We start from the raw sequence: 22,186 nt of genomic DNA on the forward strand, positions 1-22,186 counted from the left end.
ACCCGTTGGAGGGTGACATCGGCGACCGGGCAGCGTCCCGGCTCGTCTTCTCCGTCCGTCGTGGCGGTCGCGTCCTCGGGCAGGGGCTTCTTGTCCAGGACGTGGGAGAAGGCCCGCACATCGCTGATCGTCAGGCCCGCGTCCAGCAACTCGCGGACAGCGCGCAGCCGCTCGATGTCGTGCTGCCCGTACTCACGATGTCCCGACGGCGTACGCCGCGCGGTGAGCAGTCCCCGCTGTTCGTAGTAGCGCAGTGCGCGCGGGGTGAGGCCCGAGGCCACCGCCGCCTCACCGATCCGCATCGCTGTCTCCTCCTTGGGCCCGGGTTTGGTTTGGTTCAGAGCTCTACCAGCACCGTTCCGGCATGGCGTCCTTCGAGCAACTCGCACAACGCCCGCGGTGCTTGATCAATGCCCGGCAGCCGGGTGTGCGGGAAGGTGAGGGTGCCGTTGCGCAGCCCGCGGCTGAACTCCTCGAACCACCGGGGCACTGAGAATGCCCACCGTCTGGGCGGACAGCGTGCCGACGAGACCGACCCGGGCGCCGCGGCGGGCGAGGGCCAGCGCGGCCAGCAGCTGTTCCCGCCGACGTTGTCGAAGATTGCGTCGATGCCGTCGGGGGCCACCGCACGCAGCTGGTCCTGGACTGGGCCGGCATCCCGGGTGACGACGGCGTCGTGGCCGAGTTCCTCGACCAGGTATTGGCCCTTGCCCCGGGTGCTGGTGCTGCCGATCACCCGCGCCGCGCCCCGCAGACGGGCGAACTGGTCGGCCAGGGAGCCGACACCGCCTGCCGCAGCGGTGACGAACACCGTGTCCCCGGGCCGGACTTCGGCTCCCCGGACGACGCCCAGCCACGCGATGAGCCCCTGGACAGATGGGCCGCCGCGTCGGGCAGCGCCCCGGGCTGGATGCGCTGCGCATCGGTTTCGTCGACGAGTGCGTACTCGCGCCAGCCGCCGTTGTGGGCGATGAGATCGCCGGGTTCCAGTCCGGTATCGGTCGCCGCGATCACTACGCCGATGGCCGGTCCTGCCAGGACGTCGCCCGGCCCGTAGGGCGGCATGGGCAGACTGGTGTCGCCCCGCACCAAGGCATCCATCACCGCGGTCACGCTCATCAGCCGGTTACGCACGAGCACCTGCCCGGGGCCTGCCTCGGGGACCGGGACCTCGACGGTGCGGAAGCGGTCGGTGCCGAGGCGGCCATGGGGGCGTGCGGCCAGGCGCACCTCCCGATGGGTGGCGGGGACGGGAATGGTCATCGAGACTCCTTGGCAGGAACGACGGACGGCACGTGCAGGAGAACCCCTACGGGGTTGAAGCACGCATCCCGGCGACGTTAGAACCTGACGCATGCGTCAAGATCAAGTCCCTCCCCGGGCCTGGTCCTCAGACAGGGCATACGACCGGGCCGCCGATCCGGATTCCCGTGCAAGGGCCGCCCAGGACGCAGTTCCATGGAGCCCGTGCCGGCTGTTCACAGCGAGTCCAGGCAGTGGCCGGTGGCCTGCCTTCCTACCGGCCGCCACACCGGGAGGATCAGGCAACAGTGACGATGGGTCGCCCGCTCCAGCGGATGCCTTTCTCGCTGCGGATACGGGCGAGTTCGCGACGTTGTGCGGCCAAGACGTCGGGGTGGCGGGCGTTCTGGTTGCACCAGTGCAGGTAGCGGTGCAACTCCCGAGTCTGGACGGTGTGGTTGGGATGGTTCGAGTTGGCCAGGATGAACTGCCGCAGCGGGCCGAAGTGCGCCTCGATCGGGTGAGCCCGAGACGCGTTCGTCGGCGTGAAACACAGCTCGACCTTGTTACCCACCATCCCCCCTCCAAGGCTACGGGGGACGGTGGTACCGGTTCGGCGTGGAGTGATCCCTTGCAAGGGCCGCTTACGTTGCATCAAATCCCGATCACCCAGATATAGGCGCTTTCGCGCATGTGCCGTGGGCGCTCCCCCGCACGCCCGGGGACGACGCTGCTGTTGCCGTGACGCGACGGCCCACTCACTCTGCCCCGTATGCCCGGGGATTCGTTTCCTTGAGCCGTTCACGCCTGCCTCGAGGTGGAATCCCAATGTCCTGCCCTTCCGCCTGCTCTTCCCATCGGTGCGCCCGCAGGGCCATCGTGCGCTCCGCCCGCGCCGGGCTCGTCCGGCCCTGCCGACTGGCACAAGGCGCACCCGCACCACACCGGCCCGGCCTGCAGAATGAAGAACATGCTCTCCGTTCCTGATATCGATCTCCTGGCCGAGCAGGCACACGCCGGACAGACCGACAAGATCGGCGTCCCCTACATCGCCCACGTGCGCGCCGTGGCCGCAGGGCTCGCCCCGTTCGGCGACGACCTCGTCATGGCCGGCCTGCTGCACGACGTCCTGGAGGACACCCACTGGACCGCCGGCGCGCTGATCGCCGCGGGCGTCCCCGCGCGGGTCGTCGCCATCGTCCAGACCGTGACCAATCAGCCGGGCACGCCGTACCGGGACAAGATCCGGCGCATCACCGCCGACCCGCTGGCCACCCTCGTGAAGATCGCCGACAACGCGCACAACTCCCGCCCCGACCGGGCGGCCCAACTCCCCGCAGAAAAGCGGGAGCATCTCGCGGTGAAGTACCGCCAAGCCCGCGCTGCCCTGTGGCCCTCAGCGGCACGGGCCGACATCAATTCCATCGTGCGCATCGTCAACCCAGCCCTGCTCACGGAACTCGGCGAGCACTTCGGCTGATACAGCGCCGGAGCCAGGCAGCACGCGCGTGCCGGCGCCCGTTCCCGGCCCTCCGCCGGGGACGGGCGCCGGCCGCAGGAGCGGGGCTGTCCTCTCCTCAAGAGGTCGCCGTCGCCGGCGAGGAGCATGTCCAGGTCGTCGCCGAAGTGGAAGCCGCCGTTGCCCTTGTCGCAGGTCAGGCCATCCAGCGCGGGGACGCGGACTTCCTTGTAGCGCACTCCGGCGTCGGCGGCGAGCTCGGCTGCCTGCGGCAGGCCGCCCTTCTCGTCTCTGGATCCGCAGCCTGCGACGAGAACGACCACGGCTATGACAGCGGCCGTGGTCCCCCACTTGATCTTCATTGCCGGCTTCCCCCGGTGGCTGTAAGTGATCACTAAGGGGTCCTATGGCCCGAAGAACCCTCCCGATGCCGTTGCTGCTGGAAGGCCGATGGCGGCCGCTTACCGTGCGGTGAATGTTCCTGTGGAGCTTCGGGACTTCGTCTCGCAGCGTCTTCAAGCGGGCTCCCTCCGGCGCCCAGCCGCCCCACCGCCCGGCCGCGCAGGCCAGCGACTGGGCTCGCACGTCAGGAAGGTCAGGCCAGCGCCCGGTCGAAGACTTCACGGTGCGCGTAGACGGCGATGCCGCAGGCGTCGGTGGCCCACCCGCAGGCGTTCTGGTCCTGCCTGTCGCGCAAGGTGGCGAGGTCGTCGTGTTCCGGGACCTTCAGAGCGCCCACACGTCCCCTCCAGTACTCGCTGTGGTTCGTGGGCATCATGCCGCGCGGCACAGTGGGCGGGCAGGCAGTTACGGGGAGTTCGCCCGGTGCCCCGGTACGCTCGCTCGGACGGGGCAAGGTAGAGCCCGACCGCGCCGTCGTCCGCCTCGACGGTCACGACGCCGTGGACCGAGTCGCGGGCGGTGTCAGCCTGAGGGCACCAGCACCGTGTGTCCTACTGATCGATAACCCAGGCCGGTGCGTGCATGGCAGGAGGGCACGAACCAGTCGTCCTGCTCGTCCCCGTGCGCCGTACCCACCGGGACGGGTTTTGTATCCAGCGCGTATCAGGGAGCGCTTGGTTTTCCATCGAACCTGTGCGCCGGCCTGCGGCGCGGAAGGCCCGCGGAGAGCCGGACGGCCCTCGGGCCGACAGCCGCCCGAGCCGCGCCATCCCGTCCAACCTGCGTGTTCCCGGATGGAGGAGGCTCCTGGGAGGGTGGTGCGTGTCCGCCTCGCAACGCGGTCACCGCGTCCGGTGGCTGTCGTATCGTTCCTTTCAAGTCGCCGGCTGTGCGTGAGCTCGCATGGGGCCGATGCCTTATCCGGCCGTCCGCCCCCGTCCGAACAGGAGTCATCCCCGTGTCCTCGCCCGCCCCGGCTCCGGCCTCTCCGCGCCCCGTTCGCGTGTTGCTGGTGGAGGACGACGATCTGATGCGCCGGTCCTTCGCTGTCGCCCTCGAGCGCTACGGCTATCAGGTGGAGGCCGCGGCCGACGGGCTCTCGGGGCTGGAGGTCTTTCGCGAGCAGAGCTTCGACCTGCTGATTCTGGACGTGATGCTGCCCGGCCTGGACGGGATCGGCCTGTGCCGCAGGGTCCGGGAGACCAGCTTGGTGCCGGTTCTGATGATGTCCGCTCGCGGCGACGGGCTCGATGTCGTCGCCGGGCTGGAGGCCGGGGCAGACGACTATGTGGTCAAGCCCGTGGACACCTACGTACTCGTGGCACGCATCCGTTCGCTGCTGCGGCGGGCGACCTACGCGCCCGCCGCAGGGCCCGAGCGTGCCACGGACGAGGAGCCGCCGCCGTCCGTGGGCGAGCGGCTGGTCTTCGGGGACCTGAGTATCGACACCGGCGGCATGGAGGTCTTCGTCTCCGGAAGCCCGGTGGCGCTGACCCCGACCGAATTGAAGCTGTTGCTGGAGTTCGCCGCTCACCCGGGCATCGTGCTGGAGCGGCACACCCTGCTGCGCAACGTCTGGGAGTACGGCTGGGACGGCGACAGCCGTGTCGTGGACCTGTGTGTGCAGCGGCTGCGCAGGAAGCTGGGCCGGGAGCGGATCGAGACTGTCCGCGGCTTCGGCTACAAGCTCAGGCGCTGAGGCCGGGTGCGCCCGTTCCACCGGCTTCGGCCGGCCCGCGCGTCCCTGCGCTGGAAGATCGCCGCGCTGGCCGCGGCCACAGCATGCCTGGTCGCGGTCGCGGTGGGCGTGCTGGTGCACGTGTGGACCACGCACGACATCCGCTCCCGGGCCGAAGCCCGGGCATTCAACAGCGTGTACTCGGCCATGGACGTCTATCGACGCACCGGAACGCTGACGGACGGTGCCCGGCTCGATCCGGCCGACCTGCCCGCCGCGCTGCGGCACCCGGCCGACGGCGACCGGCACACGGCCTACGACGGGCGCGTCGAGGGAAACGTGGGGCCGAGTGTCTGGGCCGCTCAGCGCGTCGGCGGTCCGGACAGCCCGGTGCTGGCCGTCCAGGCCAACATGAGCACGGATCTCTACGAGCTGCGCCGCCTCGACATGAGCATGGCGGTGGCCTCGCTGGTCGCGCTCGCGGCAGCCGTACCCCTGACGGTCTACGGCGCCGGAATGCTCGGCCGCCGGCTACGGCGGGTCTCCGAAACCGCGGGCCGGATCTCCGCCGGGGACCTCGACGCCCGGACCGGGCCCACCAAGGGCCGCGACGAAGTGGCCGACATCGCCGCCACCGTCGACCTCATGGCCGACAGCCTCAGCCGGCGGCTGCGCACCGAGCGCCAGTTCACCGCGGACGTCGCCCACGAGCTGCGCACCCCTGTCGGCGGTCTGCTCGCCGCCGTCGACCTGCTGCCCGCTGGTGAGACGGAGGACCTGCTCCGGGCCCGGGTGCGCGATCTGCGCGGCCTGGTCGAGGACCTGCTGGAGATCTCCCGGCTGGACGCGGGCGCCGAGCAGCCGGTCTGTGCCCGGGTCCCGCTCGGGGCCGTCGTCTCCGAGGCCGTGGCGCGCACCGGCTTCGACGCCGAGATCACCGTCGTCGGCGCGCAGCACGCGGAGGATGCCACGACCGTGGAAACCGACCCGCGCCGCCTGGAGCGGATCGTCGGCAACCTCGTCGTCAACGCCCACCGGCACGGGGACACCCCGGTGCGGGTCACCGTCGACGGCCGTACGGTCGTCGTGCGCGATCACGGCCCCGGCTTCCCCTCCGACCTGCTGATCGACGGCCCGCGCCGGTTCCACACGGGTGCGGCGGAGCGCGGCTCGGGTCACGGTCTCGGCCTGACCATCGCCCTGGGCCAGGCCCGGCTCCTCGGCGCCGAGCTACGCCTGGACAACGCCCCGGACGGCGGCGCCGTCGCCAGCCTGCGCCTGCCGGACTGACCGTCCGGCTGTCCGGCCGTCCCGCGGAACCGTATACAGAACTGCGCTTACAGAACTGCGTTTACAGAACTGCTACGAAGCGGCGCGGACGCCGATACACACCGGCCCAGGTTCCGATACGTTCCCCGGCCACCCTTCGGAGTGCACCTTTGCGCACCCGAAGAGGAGTTCCCTGTGACCGCCGACCCCCTTGCCCCGCACGCGCTGCACCCGACGACCGGGATCGCGGCCGCGACCACCGACCTGTCGAAGGTCTACGGCAGCGGCGAGACGCGTGTCGTCGCCCTGGACCGGGTCAGCATCGCCTTCCGGGAGGGCGAGTTCACCGCGATCATGGGGCCTTCCGGTTGCGGAAAGTCCACCCTGATGCACTGCGCCGCCGGGCTCGACGCGCCCAGCTCCGGCTCCGTGCGCGTCGGCACCACCGAGCTGAGTACGCTCAACGACCGGCAGCTCACCGAGTTGCGCCGCGACCGGATCGGCTTCATCTTCCAGGCGTTCAACCTGCTGCCGACGCTGACCGCGCTGGAGAACATCACGCTGCCGCTCGCCATCGCCGGACGCCGTCCCGACCGGCAGTGGCTGGACCGCGTGGTCTCCATGGTCGGCCTCTCCCAGCGCCTCGGCCACCGGCCCGCGCAGCTGTCCGGCGGGCAGCAGCAGCGCGTCGCGGTGGCCCGCGCCCTGGCCTCCCGCCCCGCGATCATCTTCGGCGACGAGCCCACCGGCAACCTCGACTCCCGTGCCGGGGCCGAGGTCCTCGGCTTCCTGCGCGACTCGGTACGCGAACTGGGCCAGACCGTGGTCATGGTCACCCACGACCCCGTCGCCGCCGGCTACGCCGACCGCGTGGTCTTCCTCTCCGACGGCCGCCTGGTCGACGAGATGACACGTCCCACCCCGGACCGGGTCCTGGACCGCATGAAGGCTTTCGACAACCGCGCACGTACCAGCTGACCACCGCCCACGCCGCACATCCCTCCCCCCTACGTTCCGAAAGCTCCTCATGCTGAGAACAGCCCTGCGCAACGTCCTGGCGCACAAGGCTCGTCTGGTCATGACCGTCCTCGCGGTCTGCCTGGGCGTCGCGTTCGTCTGCGGCACCCTCGTCTTCGCGGACTCCTCCGCGGCGGCCCGTCGCGCCGCCGCCTCGCAGAACTTCGCGGGCATCGCGGTCACCGTGAGCCCGAAGGCACCCCCGCTGGGGACCGCCGTGACCGAACGCGCGGATGTGCTCGACGACACGCTCGTACGGAAGCTGACCGACGTACCCGGCGTCGCTTCCGTGCGGCCGTCGGCCGACGGCGTGGCCACCCTGAACGCCGCCGACGGCACTCCCCTGCGGGCCGACAAGGCATGGGCGCACCCGGCCGCCGCCTACGTACCCGGCGCGGACGGCAAGGACAGCCGCTATCCGCTGGTCAAGGGCCACGCCCCTGCGAACGGTGACGAGCTGGCCGTGGACAGCGGCACCGCCGCCGCGGGCCACTTCCGCATCGGTGACACGGTCACGCTGGCCACCGACGGCCCGGTGATGACCAAGCGGCTCGTCGGCATCGTCACCACCAAGGACACCCGGGTGAACGCCGGTGGCACCCTCGCCCTGTTCGACAAGGCGACCGCCCAGCGCCTGTTCGCGACGCCGGGCCACTACACCGGGATCGACCTTTCCGCCGCGCCCGGCACCAGCCAGGCCGAGCTCTCCAACCGGGTCTCCGCCGTGCTCCCGGCCGACCGGGCCGAGGCCACCACCGGCAACGCCCAGGCCACGCAGCAGGCCACCAATATCGACATGCAGACCCAGGGCTACAAGAAGATGCCGATGATCTTCGCCGGGGTCTCGCTGTTCATCGGCTCGTTCCTCATCGTCAACACCTTCACCATGCTCGTCACCCAGCGCACCCGTGAGATCGCGCTGCTGCGGGCGATCGGCGCCACGCGCCGCCAGGTCGTCCGCTCCGTCCTCTGGGAGGCCGGCCTGGTCGGCCTCGCGGCGTCGGCGGTGGGTTTCGTGCTCGGTCTGGGCGTCGCCTCGGTGCTGCCCGGCCTCCTGGGCACCAGCGCGGACCCGCTGCCCAGCGGCCCTCTGGTGATCCGCCCGCTCGCCGTCATGGCGGCACTCGGCGTGGGCGTGGGCGTCACCGTGCTCGCCGCGTGGCTGCCCTCCCGCAAGGCGGCGAAGGTCGCGCCCGTCGAGGCCATGCGCTCGGCCGGACAGCCGCCCACCGCGACGCAGTCCCGCGTCCGCGCCGTGCTGGGCCTCGTCCTCCTCGTCCTCGGCGCCGGCTGGCTCATCTCCCTCACCGGGGCCAAGAACGCCTCCGAGGAGAACGTGCAGAACGCGATGCTCGGCTGCGCCCTCCTCGTCGTCGCCCTGATCGTGCTGGCGCCGCTGCTCGCCGCCCCCGTGATCCGGCTGACCGGACTCCTGACCCGACGCTTCGGGGTCATCGGCCACCTCGCGCGGGAGAACGCGCTGCGCGACCCGCGGCGCACCGCGGCCACCGCCTCCGCCTTGATCATCAGCACGGCCATGGTCGCCGGGCTCGCGGTCCTGGGCAACTCCACCTCACAGGCCCTCGACCACCAGGCCGCCTCCGGCCTCGGCGCCGACTACGTGATCAGCACCCGCGGCAACATGAACGGCATCGACCCGGCCGCCGTGAAGCGCGTGGCCGACACCTCCGGGGTACGGACCGCCACCGCCGTCACCGACTCCACCGTGATCCTCGGCGGCATGGCCCAGGGCATCTCCGGCGTCGACCCCGCCACCGTGAAGGACGTGATGAAGCTCGACCTCACCAGCGGCTCCCTCGCGGATCTCCGGCCGGGCCGGATCGCGGTGTCCGGCGCCACCGCCCAGCACCTCGGCGTGCGCGCGGGCGGCGAGATCAACGCCCGCATGGGCCGGAGCCAGGAGTTCAAGAAGTACACCGTCGCGGCCGTCTACAAGGACAACCCCATCGCCGACGCCGCACTCGGCGCCCGTACCGAGGTGGCCGAGAACAGCTACCTGCCCGGCTCCGTCCAGCGCATCCTCGTCCGCAGCGACACGGTCTCCAAGAACACCGAGAAGCGGCTGCGCACCGCCGTGGGCAACAACCCGCTGCTGAAGGTGCAGGACCGGAAGGCAATCGTCCGTGAGGCCGCCGGCGCCATGGGCGACCTGCTGACCCTGATGTACGGGCTGCTCGCCATCGGCGCCGTGATCTCCTCACTCGGCATCGTGAACACCCTGGCCATGTCGGTCACCGAACGCATCCGCGAGATCGGCGTGCTGCGCGCCATCGGCATGGACCGCGCCGGAATCCGGCGGATGATCCGCCTGGAAGCGGTGACCGTCGCCGCCTTCGGTACCCTCCTCGGCCTGGCGGGCGGGCTGTTCAGCGCCTGGGCGGTCGGCGCGCTGGCCAACGGCGCGATGACGCAGTACTCGCTGGCGCTGCCCTGGGAGACGCTGCTCCTCATATGCCTCGCGTCCCTCGCGATCGGCGCGGTCGCCGCCGCCGTCCCGGCCCGCCGGGCAGCGGCCCTGAGCCCGCTGGAAGCCGTCACGGAGTCGTGACGCACGGCCGCGGACCCGCCGCCGCATCGTCCTTCGCCGGAACCGCGGCTCGCGGTCGGGCACGGAGGACAGTCGCTGCGGCGTCGAGGCCCTTCCGCTGATACGCCACACGTGATGAGGGTCGGACCTTACAGGTCCGGCCCTCTCGGCGTCTCCAGTTCCCGGAAGGTCGGCACGGTGGCTGCCTGGGCGTGGGCGGCCGGCATCGAGGTGCGGACGACGTCGAGGAGGGCCGTGCCGTCCAGTTCGGCCAGCGTCTTCCGGGCGTGGTCCAGCAGTTGGCCGGCCGCGTCGGTCAGGTCGGCGTCGGTGCCGGGCCGGGGTGGGAGGGCCGGGCCTTGCGTGAGCAGGGTGCTCAGCAGTGTGCGCAGGTGTGCGGTGCTCGCTTCGCGGACGGTGAGGGAGAGATGGGTCGACACGGTGCCTTCGACCGCCACCGCGCGGTGCGCGAAGCCGCGTGGCACATACAGCACCTGGCCGGGCTCCAGGCGGGTGGACAGCCGCAGCGGGCCGGGCGAGTCGGTGCGGTCGGGGGTCCAGTGGCCGTCGGCGGGTGGGCCGTCGTGGATGTACCAGTCCTTGGCTCCGGTGATCTGCACCGCAAAGACATCGGCGTCGTCGCGGTGCACCGGGCGGCCCTGGGTGCCTGGCGGGGTGACGAAGAAGAACGCTTCCACCTTGCGCCGCAGCGCGGTCGCCAGGTCCGCGCAGAAGGCGGTCACCGGAGCGTGCCAGTGGTCCACGTTGCGGAGCAGCAGGGTGTGCCGGTCGGCGACCAGGCTCCGTACGGCCGCGGCGTCGGGGTAGCCGTGGACGGGGCGGCCCTGGACGGTACGGGGCGGGCAGAACCGTGACGGGTCCACGGTGCCCTCGGTGGTGACGAGTTCCAGGTAGGGCAGCCGCAGCAGGCGGGAGTCGAGTACGGCGTCGAGGTCGGTGAGGGTGAGCAGGCCGGTGGGCGGATCGACGGGGCGGAAGACGTGCGGTTCCTTCCGCCAGACCGCGTCGAGCGGATCGTCGTCGCCGGTCAGCCGGTGCAGGGCGTCGGTCACGGTGGCTCCTCGGGATCAGCCGGGTCAGCGGGATCAGCGGGGTCGGTGACTCGGGGCCGGGCCGAGCCAGGTGCGCAGCGCGGCCGTCAGGCCCTCGGGGTCGCTTTCGCCGTCGGTCGCCCAGGCGACCACGCCGTCCGGGCGGGCGAGCAGCGCCGCGGGCCCGGTGGCGCTGTGGGCGGTCACCCGGGTCAGGAGGTCGTCCCAGGGACCGGCCGGCAGGGCCTTGCCGGTGCGGTCCAGCAGCACCGCCCGGCCCGGGTGGAAGTGGTCGGCGAGCCGGGTGCCGTCGTCGAGTGGCAGTTCCGGCACGGGCCGGCCCAGCGCTGCACCCAGGCGCCGACCGGGTGGCGTTCGGCGGTGTAGGTGTCCAGCAGCCCTTCCGGGGCCCGGCCCTGGACCGTCGCGGCCAGTTTCCAGCCCAGGTTGACGGCATCGCCGATGCCGAGGTTGAGGCCCTGACCACCGTAGGGCGGGTGAACATGGGCGGCGTCGCCGGCCAGCAGGACGCGTCCGGCGCGGTAGTCGGCGGCCTGCCGGGTGGTGTCGGTGTAGCGGGAGGCGGCGTGCAGCGCTGTGACGCGTACCGCGGTTCCGCCGACCCGGCGCAGGGCGTCCTGGAGTTCGGCGGGGGTGACCGGGTTGTCGCGATCCTCGGGGAGCCGGCCGAATTCGGTGACGGCGACGAGGCTGGTGCCGTCGGGCATCGGCTGGCAGCCGACGGTCCCGCCGTCGGTGAAGGCCCGCACCGGGAGCGGGGCGTCGAGCTCGGCCACGGCCTGGATCGCGGTGAACTCCGGGTCGACGCCCGGAAACGGGAAGCGGGCGAGTTTCCGGATCAAGCTGCGCCCTCCGTCGCAGCCGACCAGCCATTGCCCGCGTATCCGCAGCGTTCCGGCGGTGACGGTGACCCCGTCGGGATCGGCGGACAGGTCGGTGAGCTCCGTGCCGTAGTGGATGGCGACGCCCAGCTCGGTGGCCCTGGCGGCCAGCATCGCCTCGAACTCCTCCCGCCCGACGAAGCCGCACCCGGCCTCGGAGAAGCGGCCGGTGAAATCGGGGTCGGCGGTGTCGAGTCGCTCGGCTCGCAGGAAGGTGATCGAAGACGCGGCGTTGTTCAGCGCGGAATCACCCAGCCGGGCGCCCAGGTCCCGGCGGTGTCGCCGCCAGCCGCTGTGGCGGCGAGGTGGGCGCGAAGGGTGGCCAGCGCCGGGTGGGGGTTGTCGCGGTGCCAGAGGAGCGAGTGCGGGTAGACGGGTGTCGGGTCGGTCACCGGGATGCGGCGCAGGCCGTGGCCGGCGGGCCAGACGAGGCGGGTCTGCTCGCTCATGAAGGTGGCCAGGGCCGGGGTGTCGGCGATGGTGTCGAGGAGCGCGTCGGAACCGAAGTTGGGGCCGGTCGCCTCGATGGTGAGGCCGAACTCGGCGACGAGATCGTCGTAGTAGGCGGCCCACTCGGTGCCCGGGACGATGCCGGGCATCCAGATCCGGTGCCCGGCCAACTCGGCGACGGTCACCGATCGAGCGCCCGCCAGCGCGTGGGCGGGGCCGGTGAGGAGCTGGAGCGGCTCGTCGAGCACCCGGACGGACTCGATGTCGTCGGGAAGGGGCCGGCCGGGCGCGGCGACGGCGCGGAAGGAGGCGTCGATCGCGCCGGAACGGATGGCGGTGACGGCTGTCTCGATGTCGAACAGCATCATCACGTCGAGGTCGATCTCGGGGTAGGCGCGGTGGAAGCCGCGCATCAGGCCCGAGGCCGCTCCGCGCGAGTTGATCACGTCGACACGCAGCGGGCGGTGTCCGGTGCGCACGGACGCGATCGCGCGCTCGGCGGCGCGCAGCAGCTCGCGTGCGTGGGGCAGGAACGCCTGCCCGTCGATGGTGAGCTCGGCGCCACGCGGTGTGCGGGTGAACAGCCGCACACCGAGGTCGCGCTCCAGCGCGGCGACGCGCTTGGAGACGGCCTGCTGGGTGACCGACAGGTCGACGGCGGCCTTCTGGAACTGGCCGGCTTCCGCGATGGCGGCGAAGGTGCGTACTGCTTCGAGATCCACATCGACCCACTTTAGTGAACAACCCATGGTTGTGCATAGCTGGCGGGATGGTTGTTTGACCTGCTGTTGTGCCGCCCGATTAGCTCTCATCGGTCAACATTGGTTTGTTCAGTTGGGACGTCGAGGGGAGCGTGCCGAGCATGGTGGGCGGGAGGCGGCTGGGCCGGGAGTTCGGGTGGCTGTGGGCGGCGTACGCGGTGAGCGCGTGCGGGTCCGGGCTGGGGTTCGGGGCATTGCCGCTCATCGCCGTACTGGTGTTGCACGCCGGACCCACCGAGGTGTCCGTGCTGTCCGCGGTGGGGCCGGCGGTGGGCGCGCTGATCGCGGTGCCGCTCGCGCCGTGGGTGGAGTTCCGGCGCAAGCGCCCGGTCATGATCGCGACGGACCTGACCCGGTTCGCGGCCATGGCGACGATCCCGGTCGCCTACGCCTTCGGCCGGCTCGGCTTCGTCCAGTTGCTCATGGTCTCGATCGTGATCGCCGCGGCCAAGATCGCGTTCGGCGCGGCCGACGGCGCCTACCTCAAGGCCCTCGTCCGGCCGGACGACCTGCTCGTGGCCAACGCGCGGTTCGAGTCCACGAACTGGGGCTCCATCGCGGTAGGGCCACCGCTGGGCGGGGCGGCGATCGGCCTGTTCGGGCCGGTCACCACCGTGGTGGCCGACGCGCTCAGCTACCTGCTCTCCGCGCTGGGCATCACCGCGATCCGCGGCCGGGAGGAGGCACCGCGACCGACCGGCAAGAACCCGGTCCGGGCGGGCGCGGTGTTCGACGGCTGGCGACACATCATGGGCCATCCCGGTCTGCGTGCGCTCTACCTCAACAACATGTTCGTCTCCGGTCTGATCATGGCCACCGAGCCGCTGCTGGCCGTGCTCCTGCTGCGCCGGCTCGGGTTCCCGCCCTGGCAGTACGGCCTCGCCTTCGCCGCCCCCTGCCTCGGCGGACTCATCGGTTCCCGGCTGGCCCAGCGGGTCGTGGCCCGCTACAGCCGGGACCGGGTCTTCCGGACCGTCGGCACCCTGCGTGCCGTCTGGCTGATCGGCCTGGCCTTCGTCCGTCCCGGCGTCGTCGGCCTCGTCACCGTGATGGCCGTCGAGCTGGCGATCATCATCAACATGAGCCTGTACACCCCGGTGCTCGCCACCTACCGGCTCGAACACACCCCCAAGCACCTAGTCGCCCGCACGCTGTCGGCCTGGTCGGTCGGCCAGCAGGCGGCCATTGCCGTCTTCACCGCGCTCGGCGGGCTGCTCGCCGATGTCACCAGCCCACGCACCGCTCTCACGGTCGCGGGACTGCTCATCCTGGCCACCCCTCTCCTGCTCCCCCGGCGCGACCAGACGTCGCAGCTCGAGGCGGAACCGGCTACGTAGCCACGTATGACGACGCACCGCAACTCACCGCCGAAGCCCGAAGCCCGCAGGCCGCAGCCGGTCCGCCGACGCACGTCCGCGTCGACCAGGCACATCACCAGCAAGGAGGACACTCGCGTGAGCACCGCCCCCGCACTCGACCCCGCGCACACCGCTCTGCTCGTCGTGGACTGCCAGCCCGCGATCCTGGCCGCGCTGCCCGAGGGCGGGGACCGCGAGGCCCTGCTCGGTCGCGTGGAAGGGGCCATCGCCGCCGTTCGCGCAACGGGCGGCACCATCGCCTACGTACGTGTCGGCTTCACCGAGGCCGACTGGGACGCGGTCCCGGCCGCCAACAAGTCCTTCGCCCCGCTGGCCCAACACCGTGTCATGCACCACGAGGACCCTGCCACCGCCATCCACGAGCGCCTGGCTCCCCAGGACGGCGACATCATCGTGCGCAAGACCCGCTACGGCGGCATGTCCACCACCGACCTCGACCAGCAGTTGCGCGAGCGCGGCATCACCACCCTTGACCGATCTCACTGGACTTTGACCGCTCGCCGCTGACCAGCTGGCTGCGCGCCGGGCCTGGGGAAGGCCGGCCGACCCGCCACCCGGTCCCGGTCCGGGGCCCGGTCCGGTGGCTGGTCGATCAGAGGTGGGCGGAATCGAAGAGGGGGTCGAGCGGATCGCATTCGTACCCGACGACGAGGCAGGCCTCGGCCACTGGTCCCCGTGAGAGCTCCACGAGCCGGGCCAGGACCGTCGCCTCGGCCGGCAGCCCGGCCGGGTCGAGACCGAGGGCCCGGGCCGCACGGTCGCGTTGCCGGTCGAAGCCGGGCAGGTCCTCCCGGTACTCGTCGGCGACCGCCTGGAGCTCTTCGGCCGTCCGACCCGGAGCGTCCCGCCACCACGGCGCCACGAGACACAGCCGGACCAATTCCGGCAGTCCGAGCGCGATCGGACCGGCCTCACCGTCGAGGCTCACGTACACCACCGGGCGTTCCTCGCCGCCCTCGCCGACGAAGCAGTATGCGTCCCCCGAACCGGCCCGCGCGAACTGCTCCAGCCGGGCCCCGGAGGCGAGCCGGACCCCTTCCTCCAGCTCGTGGGAGGCCGGGTCCGTCGCGTCGAGGTCCGCGACGCCGGCAAAGAACGCAACGGCCCCCTCGTCGGTTCCCAGGAGGGGCAGCAATGCCCCCGGCACGTCGGGGCGGCGGGTGGGTGCGCCAGAGCCGGCCGGTGCGTTCGATCCGTTCACCCGGCCACCGTATCCCGGGTCCCCGACAGCGGCCGGGCCCGGCCGTCAGGGCTGTCCGTGGCGTCAAGCCCTCGTTAGGCAGACCAAAGTTCGGTGGGACCGGTCGAACTCTGATGAGACGGGACAGCCAGGCGCCGCAAGCGAAGATTGGTGCGCGAAACGGCTTGTTATTGTCATGTCACCGATCAACGAGGATCCGAGGTCATGACCAACCACTGCTGCCAGGCAATGAACAGCCACGTCAACGTGCTCTGCGGCGAGCACAGCGACGTCTACGCCTGCCCGGACACGCTGATCGGCTTCAGCGCCAAGTTTCAGGAATACGGTCTGATCGTCCATGACGGTGGCACGTCGAGCATCATCATCGAGTTCTGCCCCTGGTGTGGACGTTGTCTCCCCGAGTCACAGCGGGAGAGGTGGTTTGACGAACTGGAGCGCCGCGGGATCGATCCATGGGAAGACGAGGTCCCCGCGGAGTTCCAGGACGCCCGCTGGCTGGACTCGCTTCCTCGCAACCAGCGGCCTGACAGCACTCCCGACCACCCCTAAAACACGCCCTGGGCTACTTGCCGTGAGTACGGACATCTACGGTTGCATCAAGGTCCGGCATCCGGGCGCCGACGAGGACTGGTACGAGTGGGGCCATGGCAGCGCGCCATGGACCTACACCCGCTGTACTTCGGGCAGGGTTACGCGGCGCTCGCCTGCCTTTTCGGCATCCGCAACTACACGGGAAGGTTGCGTACAGAGCGTCGGCTCGGGTCACGTCGATGTACACGTACGAGGCCTGATCCTTCGGGGTAGTGCTCTCCCCACGTACGGAAAGAAGCAATTTATCCGGCTGCTCGTCTACGACTGCCGTTCTCGGGAACGCCCGGGTGAGCCGGGTGGCGACATCTTCGCGGGGCATGCGGAACTCGGCCGTGTAACCGCGGTCGAGCCAGCCCCCGTCGTCGGCCTCGCCACGCGCACGCGGCGCACCGGCTTCGCCGGATTGCTGCGCGCCCTCGACCGCGCCACCGGCCGGTGCAACCTCGATGCCTTCAGTGGCGCCCCGGGCCGGTGACCACAACCACTTCGCGGCAGCTTTCTACGCCCCGCCTCTCACCTCACAAAACCGTCCGCCGCTGACCTGTCTGAGCATCAGCTTCCGTGGTGCAGCTCCCGCTCCGCGAGGGCGCGGAAGCTGCGCGCGGGGCGCCCGGTGACGCGCCGGACGGAGTCGGTGACGCGGTCTTCCGTCCCCTGGGCAATGGACTGGTCCATGCCGGCCAGCATTGCGGCGAACTCTTCGGGCATCAGCTTGGCGAGCCGGTCGCGCAGTTCCTCGTAGGACAGCGGCTGGTGGGCCACGGGCCGCCCGGTGACCTCCGTGACGATCGTGGCGATGTCGTCGTAGCTGAGGGCCTCGGGCCCGGTGAGCACGAGATCGGCGTTGGGGGCTCGGACATCGGTCAGAGCGTGGACGGCCACGGCCGCGATGTCCTCGGCGTCGACGAACCCGACCCGGCCGGTCCCGGTGGCGGTCAGGATGATGCCGTCGGTCCGGATGCTCCGGGCGTGCAGGTGGCTGCCGGTGAAGTTCTGCATGAACCAGGACGGCCGCAGCACTGCCCATTCGTCGAAGATGCCCGGCAGCGCCTGGTGTACCAGCCCCACGGCCGGTCCGCCCTCCGGGATGGAGGAGGCGCTCAGGAGCACCGCGCGCCGCACGCCGGCGGCGCGGGCCCGGCGCAGGAAGGGCAGGACGACGGCCGCGGGGTCGGGATCGCCCACGGGCGGGATCACGTAGACGCGGTCGACGCCGTCGAGGGCGGTGACATGAGTGCCGGGGTCGTACCAGTCGAAGCGGACCGGCTCGGCTCCGGCCACCGGCGCGGCCTTGCGGCTGGCCGCCTTGACCGTGTGACCGGCGGCGGTCAGCTGCGCGGCGACGCGACTACCGGTGGTCCCGGTGGCACCGATGACCAGCGTGATGCCGGTGGCAGAGATGATGCGGGTGGCCGCAGACGTGTCGATGGCGGAAGAGGTATGGGCAGTGGTCATCGGCTGCTGCTCCCGGTGAAGTCGACGCCCGGTTCGAGGACGGCGAGGGGGTTCCAGTAGTCGCGGTAGGAGGTGAAGCGTCCGCCCTCGACGGTGACGACGGCGATGTACGTCATGTCGAAGGAGCGGCCCGTTTGCACCAGCCGACCGACGCCGCGCATCTCGGCCACGACGGTCCGCGGGTCCGTGGTCCGGTGGATCCGCAGGTCGGCTTCGGGGAAGTCGTGCAGGTCGATGTGGTCGGGGTAGGGGCGCATGTAGTCGGCGATCGCCGCCCTTCCCGCCAATCGCGTCGGCCGGCCCGGGGGTGCGAACGGGAACTCCATCACTCCGTCCTCGGCCCACAGGCCGACCCAGCCGGGAATGTCCTTGGCGAGCAGGAGTCTCAGGCCGTGGCGGTACAGCTCCGCCGGAGAGATCGATACGGGTACAGACATGGGTATCCTCCGTCTCAAAGAATACGGACCCTTGGTCCACTTCGACGATACGGACCCGGGGTCCGTTTTTCAATTGGAGGAACTCGCGTGCCCGAACCCGAGCGCAGGACCCGCAAGGACGCCGCCCGTAACCGGCAGGCCGTCCTGGAAGCCGCCGACGCGCTCTTCGCACGCTCCGAGAGCCCCGAGGACCTCACGATGGCCGACATCGCGGCGGCGGCCGGCGTCGGCAAGGGCACACTCTTCCGCGCCTTCGGCGATCGGGCCGGCCTGCTGCGCGCGCTGTACGAGGCCCGGCTCGAACCGGTCCGGGAAGCTGCGGAATCGGGCCCGCCGCCGCTGGGGCCCACCACCCCGCCACAGGAGCGCGTACTCGCCCTGCTCGATGCCGTCCTGTGCTTCAAACTCGACAACCGCCGCCTGGCGCTGGCCCTGGAGGAGAGCGGGAGCAGCAGCCTGTACCAGGCGGAGCACTACGCACGCTGGCACGGCCTGCTCCGGTCCGTACTGGAGCAGGTCCCGGGCATGACCGGCGCCGACTTCACCGCCCATGCCCTGCTCGCCGCCACCCGGGCCGACCTCGTCGAGCGCCTGGCCGACCAGGAAGGCGTCCCGCGCGAGCGGCTACGGGCCCAACTGGCCAGCTACGCGGGAAGGATCGTGGTATCCCACCCGGCCTCCGCCGACCAGGACTGACCGATCTATGTCCGCGAGGGACACCGTCGAGAACCCGGGCAAGAACGTCCGGCAGAAAGCCGGGCTCGACCGGGCCATACTTGACGCGACGCCAGGCGAGTTGAAGCGACAGCTCGAGTACAAGACGGAGAAGTACGGCTCCCGCCTCATGGAGCTGGACACCTGGTACCCGTCGAGCAAGACATGCTCCCGATGCGGATGGGTCCATCCCACGTACGGGTGGTCCCAGGTACTGGAACTCGGACGGGTACAGGCCCAGGGTGCTCTCCACGCGCGTACGGGTGGCCCCTGGGTGAGCAGGTCGGCCACGGAAATCCCATTTCCCGCAGACATGCCGTCCCCTCTTGCGATGACGTTGCCCGTCATTCCTCGCCCGGACATTGCTGGACAGCAGTCGTCACGTCTCAGGTGTGGCTCTTCCGGCGTGCCTACGAAGGCAGGGCCGCAGCCGGGCGGCAGTCGTTCGACGACCATCGCGGTGTCCTCCTGCGGTGTCGCTGCGGGTCCGACGGACTCGGTGCGGAGGGGTCCTTCGACCAGATAGCCGCCTTGGGCTGTGGACCGGACGTAGGGGCGAGCGGCTACGGCGTACGTGAAGCAGCGGCCGCCGTGGTCCGAGGCCAGGTAGAGGAACCCGCTGACCCGTCGACGTGCATGTCTGGATGGCCAAGGGCGGGGCGGCCGCCTTCGAGCTGGCCTACGAGATCCTCGGCACCGACAGGCCCCCGCCGCTCCGTGCTCAGTGTGGGAGCCGACGATACGCGTCGACGTAGTTGCGCAGCAGGGCCTCGTGGGTGCCGTTGATGATTTTGGCGAGCGAGGGCTGGGCGCGGAGGAGGGGAACTAGGCTCTTCTCCTTGATGCTCTTCGAGAGATCCGTCCCTCTGTCCTTGGTGACGTACTGCTCGAACGATTCCCGGTCCATTCCGGCGAGTTCTGCCAGCTTGGTGTCGTCCGGGACGGCGAAGACGAGATCCGACAGGACCAGCGCCGCATCAGGCGCCACACCGTAGAAGTCGAGGACACGCTTGCGCCATTCCTCACGGCGGGCGTGGCTCTGGGTGTAGGACTGGCGGAGCGCGACGACGCGGGCGCTGATGGGGCCTGTTCCGGGTGTGGCCAGGATGGCCTTGACGAGCCTGTCGCCGTCGGTGACGACGGAGCAGTCGGGGTCGAACACTCTGTTGCCCTCGTGCTCGCCGCGGAGTTTCCCGAGGGACTTCGCCAGTTCCTCCCCTTCCTGGTCACCTTTGCCGAAGGTGACACCGTCCTCCAGGCGGGTTTCGCCTTCCAGGAGCTTGATGAACGTGTTGGGCTCCGGGAAGTAGACGGTCCTGGGGTCGACCTTCGCCATCGCGACGCGGACGTCCCGGTCCATCGCTGTGGCGATGTCCACGCGCGGATCGCCGCCCTCGGGGAGGCGGTAGCCCCCGCTGAAGAGGTCGGGCCAGTTTCCCTCCTGCAGCCGGTCCGCCGCCGCGTCGAACAGCGGGGTGTTCCTGGGAGTCCTGAGCGAGATCACATCGGCGTCGCCGGTGTGGAAGTAGATCCGCTCGTATCCCTTGCTGCCGTCGTACAGCGCCTTCGCGAACTCCTGTGCCCGGTCGCTCCCGGCGATGGCCTGCCGTATGGCGCCGTAAGGGATGGTCTTCTGATCGCTGAGACTCGCCGTGTCCTTGCGCGCGCACCAGAGGAAGGAAAGGACGGCGACCGGGAATTCGGTTTTCTCCTGCCGCCAGGCCTTGGTGAAGTCGTCGATGATCCGCCGCTGCCGTGCGACGCGTTCCGCGCGCTTGGCGTCGCTCTCACCGTAGGGGTAGCCCTCGTTGAGCCCGATGACGAGCGCGCTCCCCTGCCGGGTCGCGGTGGCCTCGTCGCGGTAGCGGCGTGCCAGGGTGAGCAGCTTCCGGTGGTCGTCGACCTTGGCCGGGACCATGGCGACGAAGCCCACGCTTCCCTTGAGGGGCTTGGGACTGCCGACGGCCTGTCCCGCGTACACGTCGGTGATCGGCTCCCAGGGTGTCCTGCCGGTGGCCGGGGTCTTGGGCCGGACCTGATTGACGATCACCCCGGCCTGCTTCCGCTGTTCCTCGGGCAGGCTGTCGGGGCTCGTCCACTGGGGCCGGGAGGTCTCGACCGGATTGCCCCGGCTGCGGTGACACGTGCGTTGCTCGACCAGGTAGCCCTGCTCCAGGCGGGCGGCGCCGATCTTGTCCCGGTGACCCCGCACCTGGAGCGCGGCGGCCGGGTCGACGGTGTTCAGGAACGTTGCCAGCGCGTTCAGGGAGGAGATGTCTCGCTTGTAGACGAAGCTGCTCGCCCCGGCGAAGAGGCGGTGGGGTATCCGTTTGCGGGGCACGGCCAGGTGGTGCACGTGGTCCACCCTCGTCAGCGCGACATAGGCGATGCGGTGCCGGAATCCCAGGTCGCGGGCGATGGCGACCTCGGTGACCCCGCGCATGCGCGTGCGCTGTTGCCAGGTGGCGGCGGCGTCGCGCAGGGCGGCGAGGCTGTCGGCGTCCCGTCGGCCGGCGCGTACGACCGCGCGGGCGTGGTGGTCGAAGGCCACCCGCTCGGCTCGTACTTCGGCCGGGGAGGGTGAGATCCGCCGGCCCTTGTGCCGCTCCACCACGCCGTCGATCCACTCCAGGGCCACGTCGCTGCCGTGGGTGCGGATCTCCTCCCAGTTCACGCCGCGCAGCACGACCAGCCCCTGCTCCGTCTCCGCGACCGGGAGCGGGTAGAGGTATCTCAGGGACAGTTCGGTGAGCGTCGCCTTGTAGAACGCCTCGCGCTCCTGGCGCGTCTCGGGCTTCCCGGTGTCGCGCACGTTCACCGGGCCCGGGTCCTTCATGCTGACCGCGTGGCCGGTGCCGTACCTCTCGCGGAACAGCCGCTCGGTCTCGGCCAGCGCGGCCTGCCGGACCCTGGCGCGTTCGTCGCCGTCGTGACCCGTGTCGTCCATGGTCCCGGCCAGGGCATGTGCGGCGTGGATCAGCTCGTGCGCGAGGGCCACTTCGGGGGCCGTGGCGACGTCGTCGGAGAGCAGCAGCACCCGGGGGTGGAAGGACACGACGGAGTACACGCCCCGGCCGTCGTAGAGCGGTCCCTTGAGCCTGGAGTTCAGCGACCACTGGGCGGGCTTGCCGTCCGTGGCCTGCGTGATGATGACGTTGATCCCCGCGAGGTCCCGCTGCTTCGGCGTCCAACCGCTCTTCCGGGAGCCGTCGTGGCGGCACAGGACCCGCGTGCTGATGCCTTGGTCCCAGTCCTCCGGCCCGCCGTAGGTGCCGTCCGGGTCGGGCAGCGGCCGGGCGTGGCCCAGGAACTCGACGAGGCGCTTGCCCGCCTCGGAGGACTCGATCCGCCGGAGCAGGAAGTCGATCTCCGCTGCGTAGTCCTCGTCGTCCAGCTCGAGGTCGGGCTCGGGGTTGGAGGTGTCGTCGCGTACGTCGAGCACGTCCGGGTCGGGGCACACGGCGATGCCGGGCCGTATCACGGTGAGGGGGAGCGTATTGCCGCCGAGCCAGGCGATCTCGATGGGCGACTCCGCGGCCGCCCGGACCGGCTGCGGTGGTGTCAGACGGGCAGGGTCAAGGCCTGTGAGGCGACGCATGACGGGGTGTTTCCTTCCTTTCGGGGAGTCC

Annotated in this window: 20 protein-coding genes and 4 pseudogenes; 11 read left to right on the plus strand and 13 right to left on the minus strand. The window is 70.8% G+C overall.

Annotated features, from left to right (window positions below; genetic code table 11):
- Positions 1–122 precede the first annotated feature (122 nt).
- The 3 pseudogenes from RM609_RS10125 to RM609_RS10135 all read right to left on the minus strand — a co-directional run.
- Positions 123–302, minus strand: a pseudogene (locus RM609_RS10125) (MerR family transcriptional regulator); the annotation flags it as partial.
- A gap of 35 nt (positions 303–337) precedes the next feature.
- Positions 338–1,263 (minus strand): annotated as a pseudogene (locus RM609_RS10130) (MDR family NADP-dependent oxidoreductase).
- Between the two features lie 277 nt (positions 1,264–1,540).
- A pseudogene (locus tag RM609_RS10135) lies at positions 1,541–1,810 on the minus strand (IS630 family transposase); the annotation flags it as partial.
- 402 nt (positions 1,811–2,212) lie between these two features.
- Here RM609_RS10135 and RM609_RS10140 point away from each other — a divergent pair.
- Positions 2,213–2,722, plus strand: coding sequence for an HD domain-containing protein (locus RM609_RS10140; protein ID WP_311609747.1), 510 nt, complete (start codon positions 2,213–2,215; stop codon positions 2,720–2,722).
- 574 nt (positions 2,723–3,296) lie between these two features.
- Here RM609_RS10140 and RM609_RS10145 read toward each other — a convergent pair.
- Entirely contained in the window at positions 3,297–3,440 is a 144-nt protein-coding gene (locus RM609_RS10145; protein WP_311609748.1) for a hypothetical protein, read from the minus strand.
- A gap of 621 nt (positions 3,441–4,061) precedes the next feature.
- Between RM609_RS10145 and cseB the strand changes: the two genes are divergently transcribed.
- From cseB to RM609_RS10165, 4 genes are all read left to right on the plus strand, one after another.
- Complete coding sequence (gene cseB / locus RM609_RS10150; protein WP_311609749.1) at positions 4,062–4,802, plus strand: two-component system response regulator CseB; 741 nt, start codon at positions 4,062–4,064, stop codon at positions 4,800–4,802.
- Positions 4,803–4,808: 6 nt separating this feature from the next.
- Positions 4,809–6,071 (plus strand): sensor histidine kinase, encoded by a 1,263-nt coding sequence (locus RM609_RS10155; RefSeq protein ID WP_311609750.1) that lies wholly within the window; start codon positions 4,809–4,811, stop codon positions 6,069–6,071.
- A gap of 204 nt (positions 6,072–6,275) precedes the next feature.
- Complete coding sequence (locus RM609_RS10160) at positions 6,276–7,028, plus strand: ABC transporter ATP-binding protein (RefSeq protein WP_311610226.1); 753 nt, start codon at positions 6,276–6,278, stop codon at positions 7,026–7,028.
- Between the two features lie 49 nt (positions 7,029–7,077).
- Entirely contained in the window at positions 7,078–9,636 is a 2,559-nt protein-coding gene (locus tag RM609_RS10165; protein WP_311609751.1) for an ABC transporter permease, read from the plus strand.
- A gap of 128 nt (positions 9,637–9,764) precedes the next feature.
- Here RM609_RS10165 and RM609_RS10170 read toward each other — a convergent pair whose 3' ends face one another.
- The 4 genes from RM609_RS10170 to RM609_RS10185 all read right to left on the minus strand — a co-directional run bounded on the left by RM609_RS10170 (position 9,765) and on the right by RM609_RS10185 (position 12,741).
- Positions 9,765–10,688, minus strand: coding sequence for a JmjC domain-containing protein (locus tag RM609_RS10170; protein ID WP_311609752.1), 924 nt, complete (start codon positions 10,686–10,688; stop codon positions 9,765–9,767).
- 33 nt (positions 10,689–10,721) lie between these two features.
- On the minus strand, positions 10,722–10,991 hold the full coding sequence (locus RM609_RS34475; protein ID WP_369016234.1) for an aromatic-ring hydroxylase C-terminal domain-containing protein: 270 nt from the start codon (positions 10,989–10,991) through the stop codon (positions 10,722–10,724).
- On the minus strand, positions 10,880–11,683 hold the full coding sequence (locus RM609_RS10180; protein WP_438828412.1) for an FAD-dependent monooxygenase: 804 nt from the start codon (positions 11,681–11,683) through the stop codon (positions 10,880–10,882). The genes RM609_RS34475 and RM609_RS10180 overlap by 112 nt, the downstream gene beginning before the upstream one ends.
- Positions 11,684–11,805: 122 nt before the next feature.
- Positions 11,806–12,741 (minus strand): LysR family transcriptional regulator, encoded by a 936-nt coding sequence (locus tag RM609_RS10185; RefSeq protein ID WP_311609755.1) that lies wholly within the window; start codon positions 12,739–12,741, stop codon positions 11,806–11,808.
- Between the two features lie 140 nt (positions 12,742–12,881).
- Here RM609_RS10185 and RM609_RS10190 point away from each other — a divergent pair, with 140 nt between their 5' ends.
- Complete coding sequence (locus RM609_RS10190; RefSeq protein ID WP_311609757.1) at positions 12,882–14,117, plus strand: MFS transporter; 1,236 nt, start codon at positions 12,882–12,884, stop codon at positions 14,115–14,117.
- Positions 14,118–14,234: 117 nt separating this feature from the next.
- Positions 14,235–14,666, plus strand: a complete 432-nt coding sequence (locus tag RM609_RS10195; RefSeq protein WP_311609758.1) for a cysteine hydrolase family protein — start codon at positions 14,235–14,237, stop codon at positions 14,664–14,666.
- An 85-nt stretch (positions 14,667–14,751) separates the two neighbouring features.
- Here RM609_RS10195 and RM609_RS10200 read toward each other — a convergent pair whose 3' ends face one another.
- On the minus strand, positions 14,752–15,360 hold the full coding sequence (locus RM609_RS10200) for a hypothetical protein (RefSeq protein WP_311609759.1): 609 nt from the start codon (positions 15,358–15,360) through the stop codon (positions 14,752–14,754).
- A gap of 204 nt (positions 15,361–15,564) precedes the next feature.
- Between RM609_RS10200 and RM609_RS10205 the strand changes: the two genes are divergently transcribed.
- Both RM609_RS10205 and RM609_RS10210 read left to right on the plus strand, forming a co-directional pair.
- A complete protein-coding gene (locus RM609_RS10205; RefSeq protein ID WP_311609760.1) occupies positions 15,565–15,909 on the plus strand; it encodes a DUF6980 family protein in 345 nt (114 codons plus the stop codon).
- A gap of 22 nt (positions 15,910–15,931) precedes the next feature.
- Positions 15,932–16,426: a hypothetical protein gene (locus RM609_RS10210; RefSeq protein WP_311609762.1), complete on the plus strand. Its 495-nt coding sequence runs from the start codon at positions 15,932–15,934 to the stop codon at positions 16,424–16,426.
- A 77-nt stretch (positions 16,427–16,503) separates the two neighbouring features.
- Here the strand turns inward: RM609_RS10210 and RM609_RS10215 are convergent, their stop codons facing one another.
- The gene (locus tag RM609_RS10215; protein ID WP_311610230.1) at positions 16,504–17,352 is read right to left on the minus strand and encodes an NmrA family NAD(P)-binding protein; all 849 of its coding nucleotides are present in this window, start codon (positions 17,350–17,352) and stop codon (positions 16,504–16,506) included.
- A gap of 50 nt (positions 17,353–17,402) precedes the next feature.
- The gene (locus RM609_RS10220) at positions 17,403–17,843 is read right to left on the minus strand and encodes a nuclear transport factor 2 family protein (protein WP_311609764.1); all 441 of its coding nucleotides are present in this window, start codon (positions 17,841–17,843) and stop codon (positions 17,403–17,405) included.
- A gap of 87 nt (positions 17,844–17,930) precedes the next feature.
- Between RM609_RS10220 and RM609_RS10225 the strand changes: the two genes are divergently transcribed.
- Together RM609_RS10225 and RM609_RS10230 are read left to right on the plus strand one after the other, a co-directional pair.
- On the plus strand, positions 17,931–18,539 hold the full coding sequence (locus RM609_RS10225; RefSeq protein ID WP_311609766.1) for a TetR/AcrR family transcriptional regulator: 609 nt from the start codon (positions 17,931–17,933) through the stop codon (positions 18,537–18,539).
- Positions 18,540–18,546: 7 nt separating this feature from the next.
- Positions 18,547–19,083 (plus strand): zinc ribbon domain-containing protein, encoded by a 537-nt coding sequence (locus RM609_RS10230; protein WP_311609768.1) that lies wholly within the window; start codon positions 18,547–18,549, stop codon positions 19,081–19,083.
- Here RM609_RS10230 and RM609_RS10235 read toward each other — a convergent pair.
- Both RM609_RS10235 and RM609_RS10240 read right to left on the minus strand, forming a co-directional pair.
- Positions 18,975–19,298, minus strand: a pseudogene (locus RM609_RS10235) (DUF6193 family natural product biosynthesis protein); the annotation flags it as partial. The gene RM609_RS10230 and the pseudogene RM609_RS10235 sit on opposite strands and share 109 nt — an antisense overlap.
- Entirely contained in the window at positions 19,279–22,155 is a 2,877-nt protein-coding gene (locus tag RM609_RS10240; protein ID WP_311609770.1) for a M91 family zinc metallopeptidase, read from the minus strand. The pseudogene RM609_RS10235 and the gene RM609_RS10240, both read right to left, overlap by 20 nt.
- Between the last annotated feature and the right edge of the window lie 31 nt (positions 22,156–22,186).

The sequence above is a fragment of the Streptomyces hesseae genome, from assembly GCF_031845785.1.
GTDB classification, from domain to species: Bacteria; Actinomycetota; Actinomycetes; order Streptomycetales; family Streptomycetaceae; genus Streptomyces; species Streptomyces hesseae.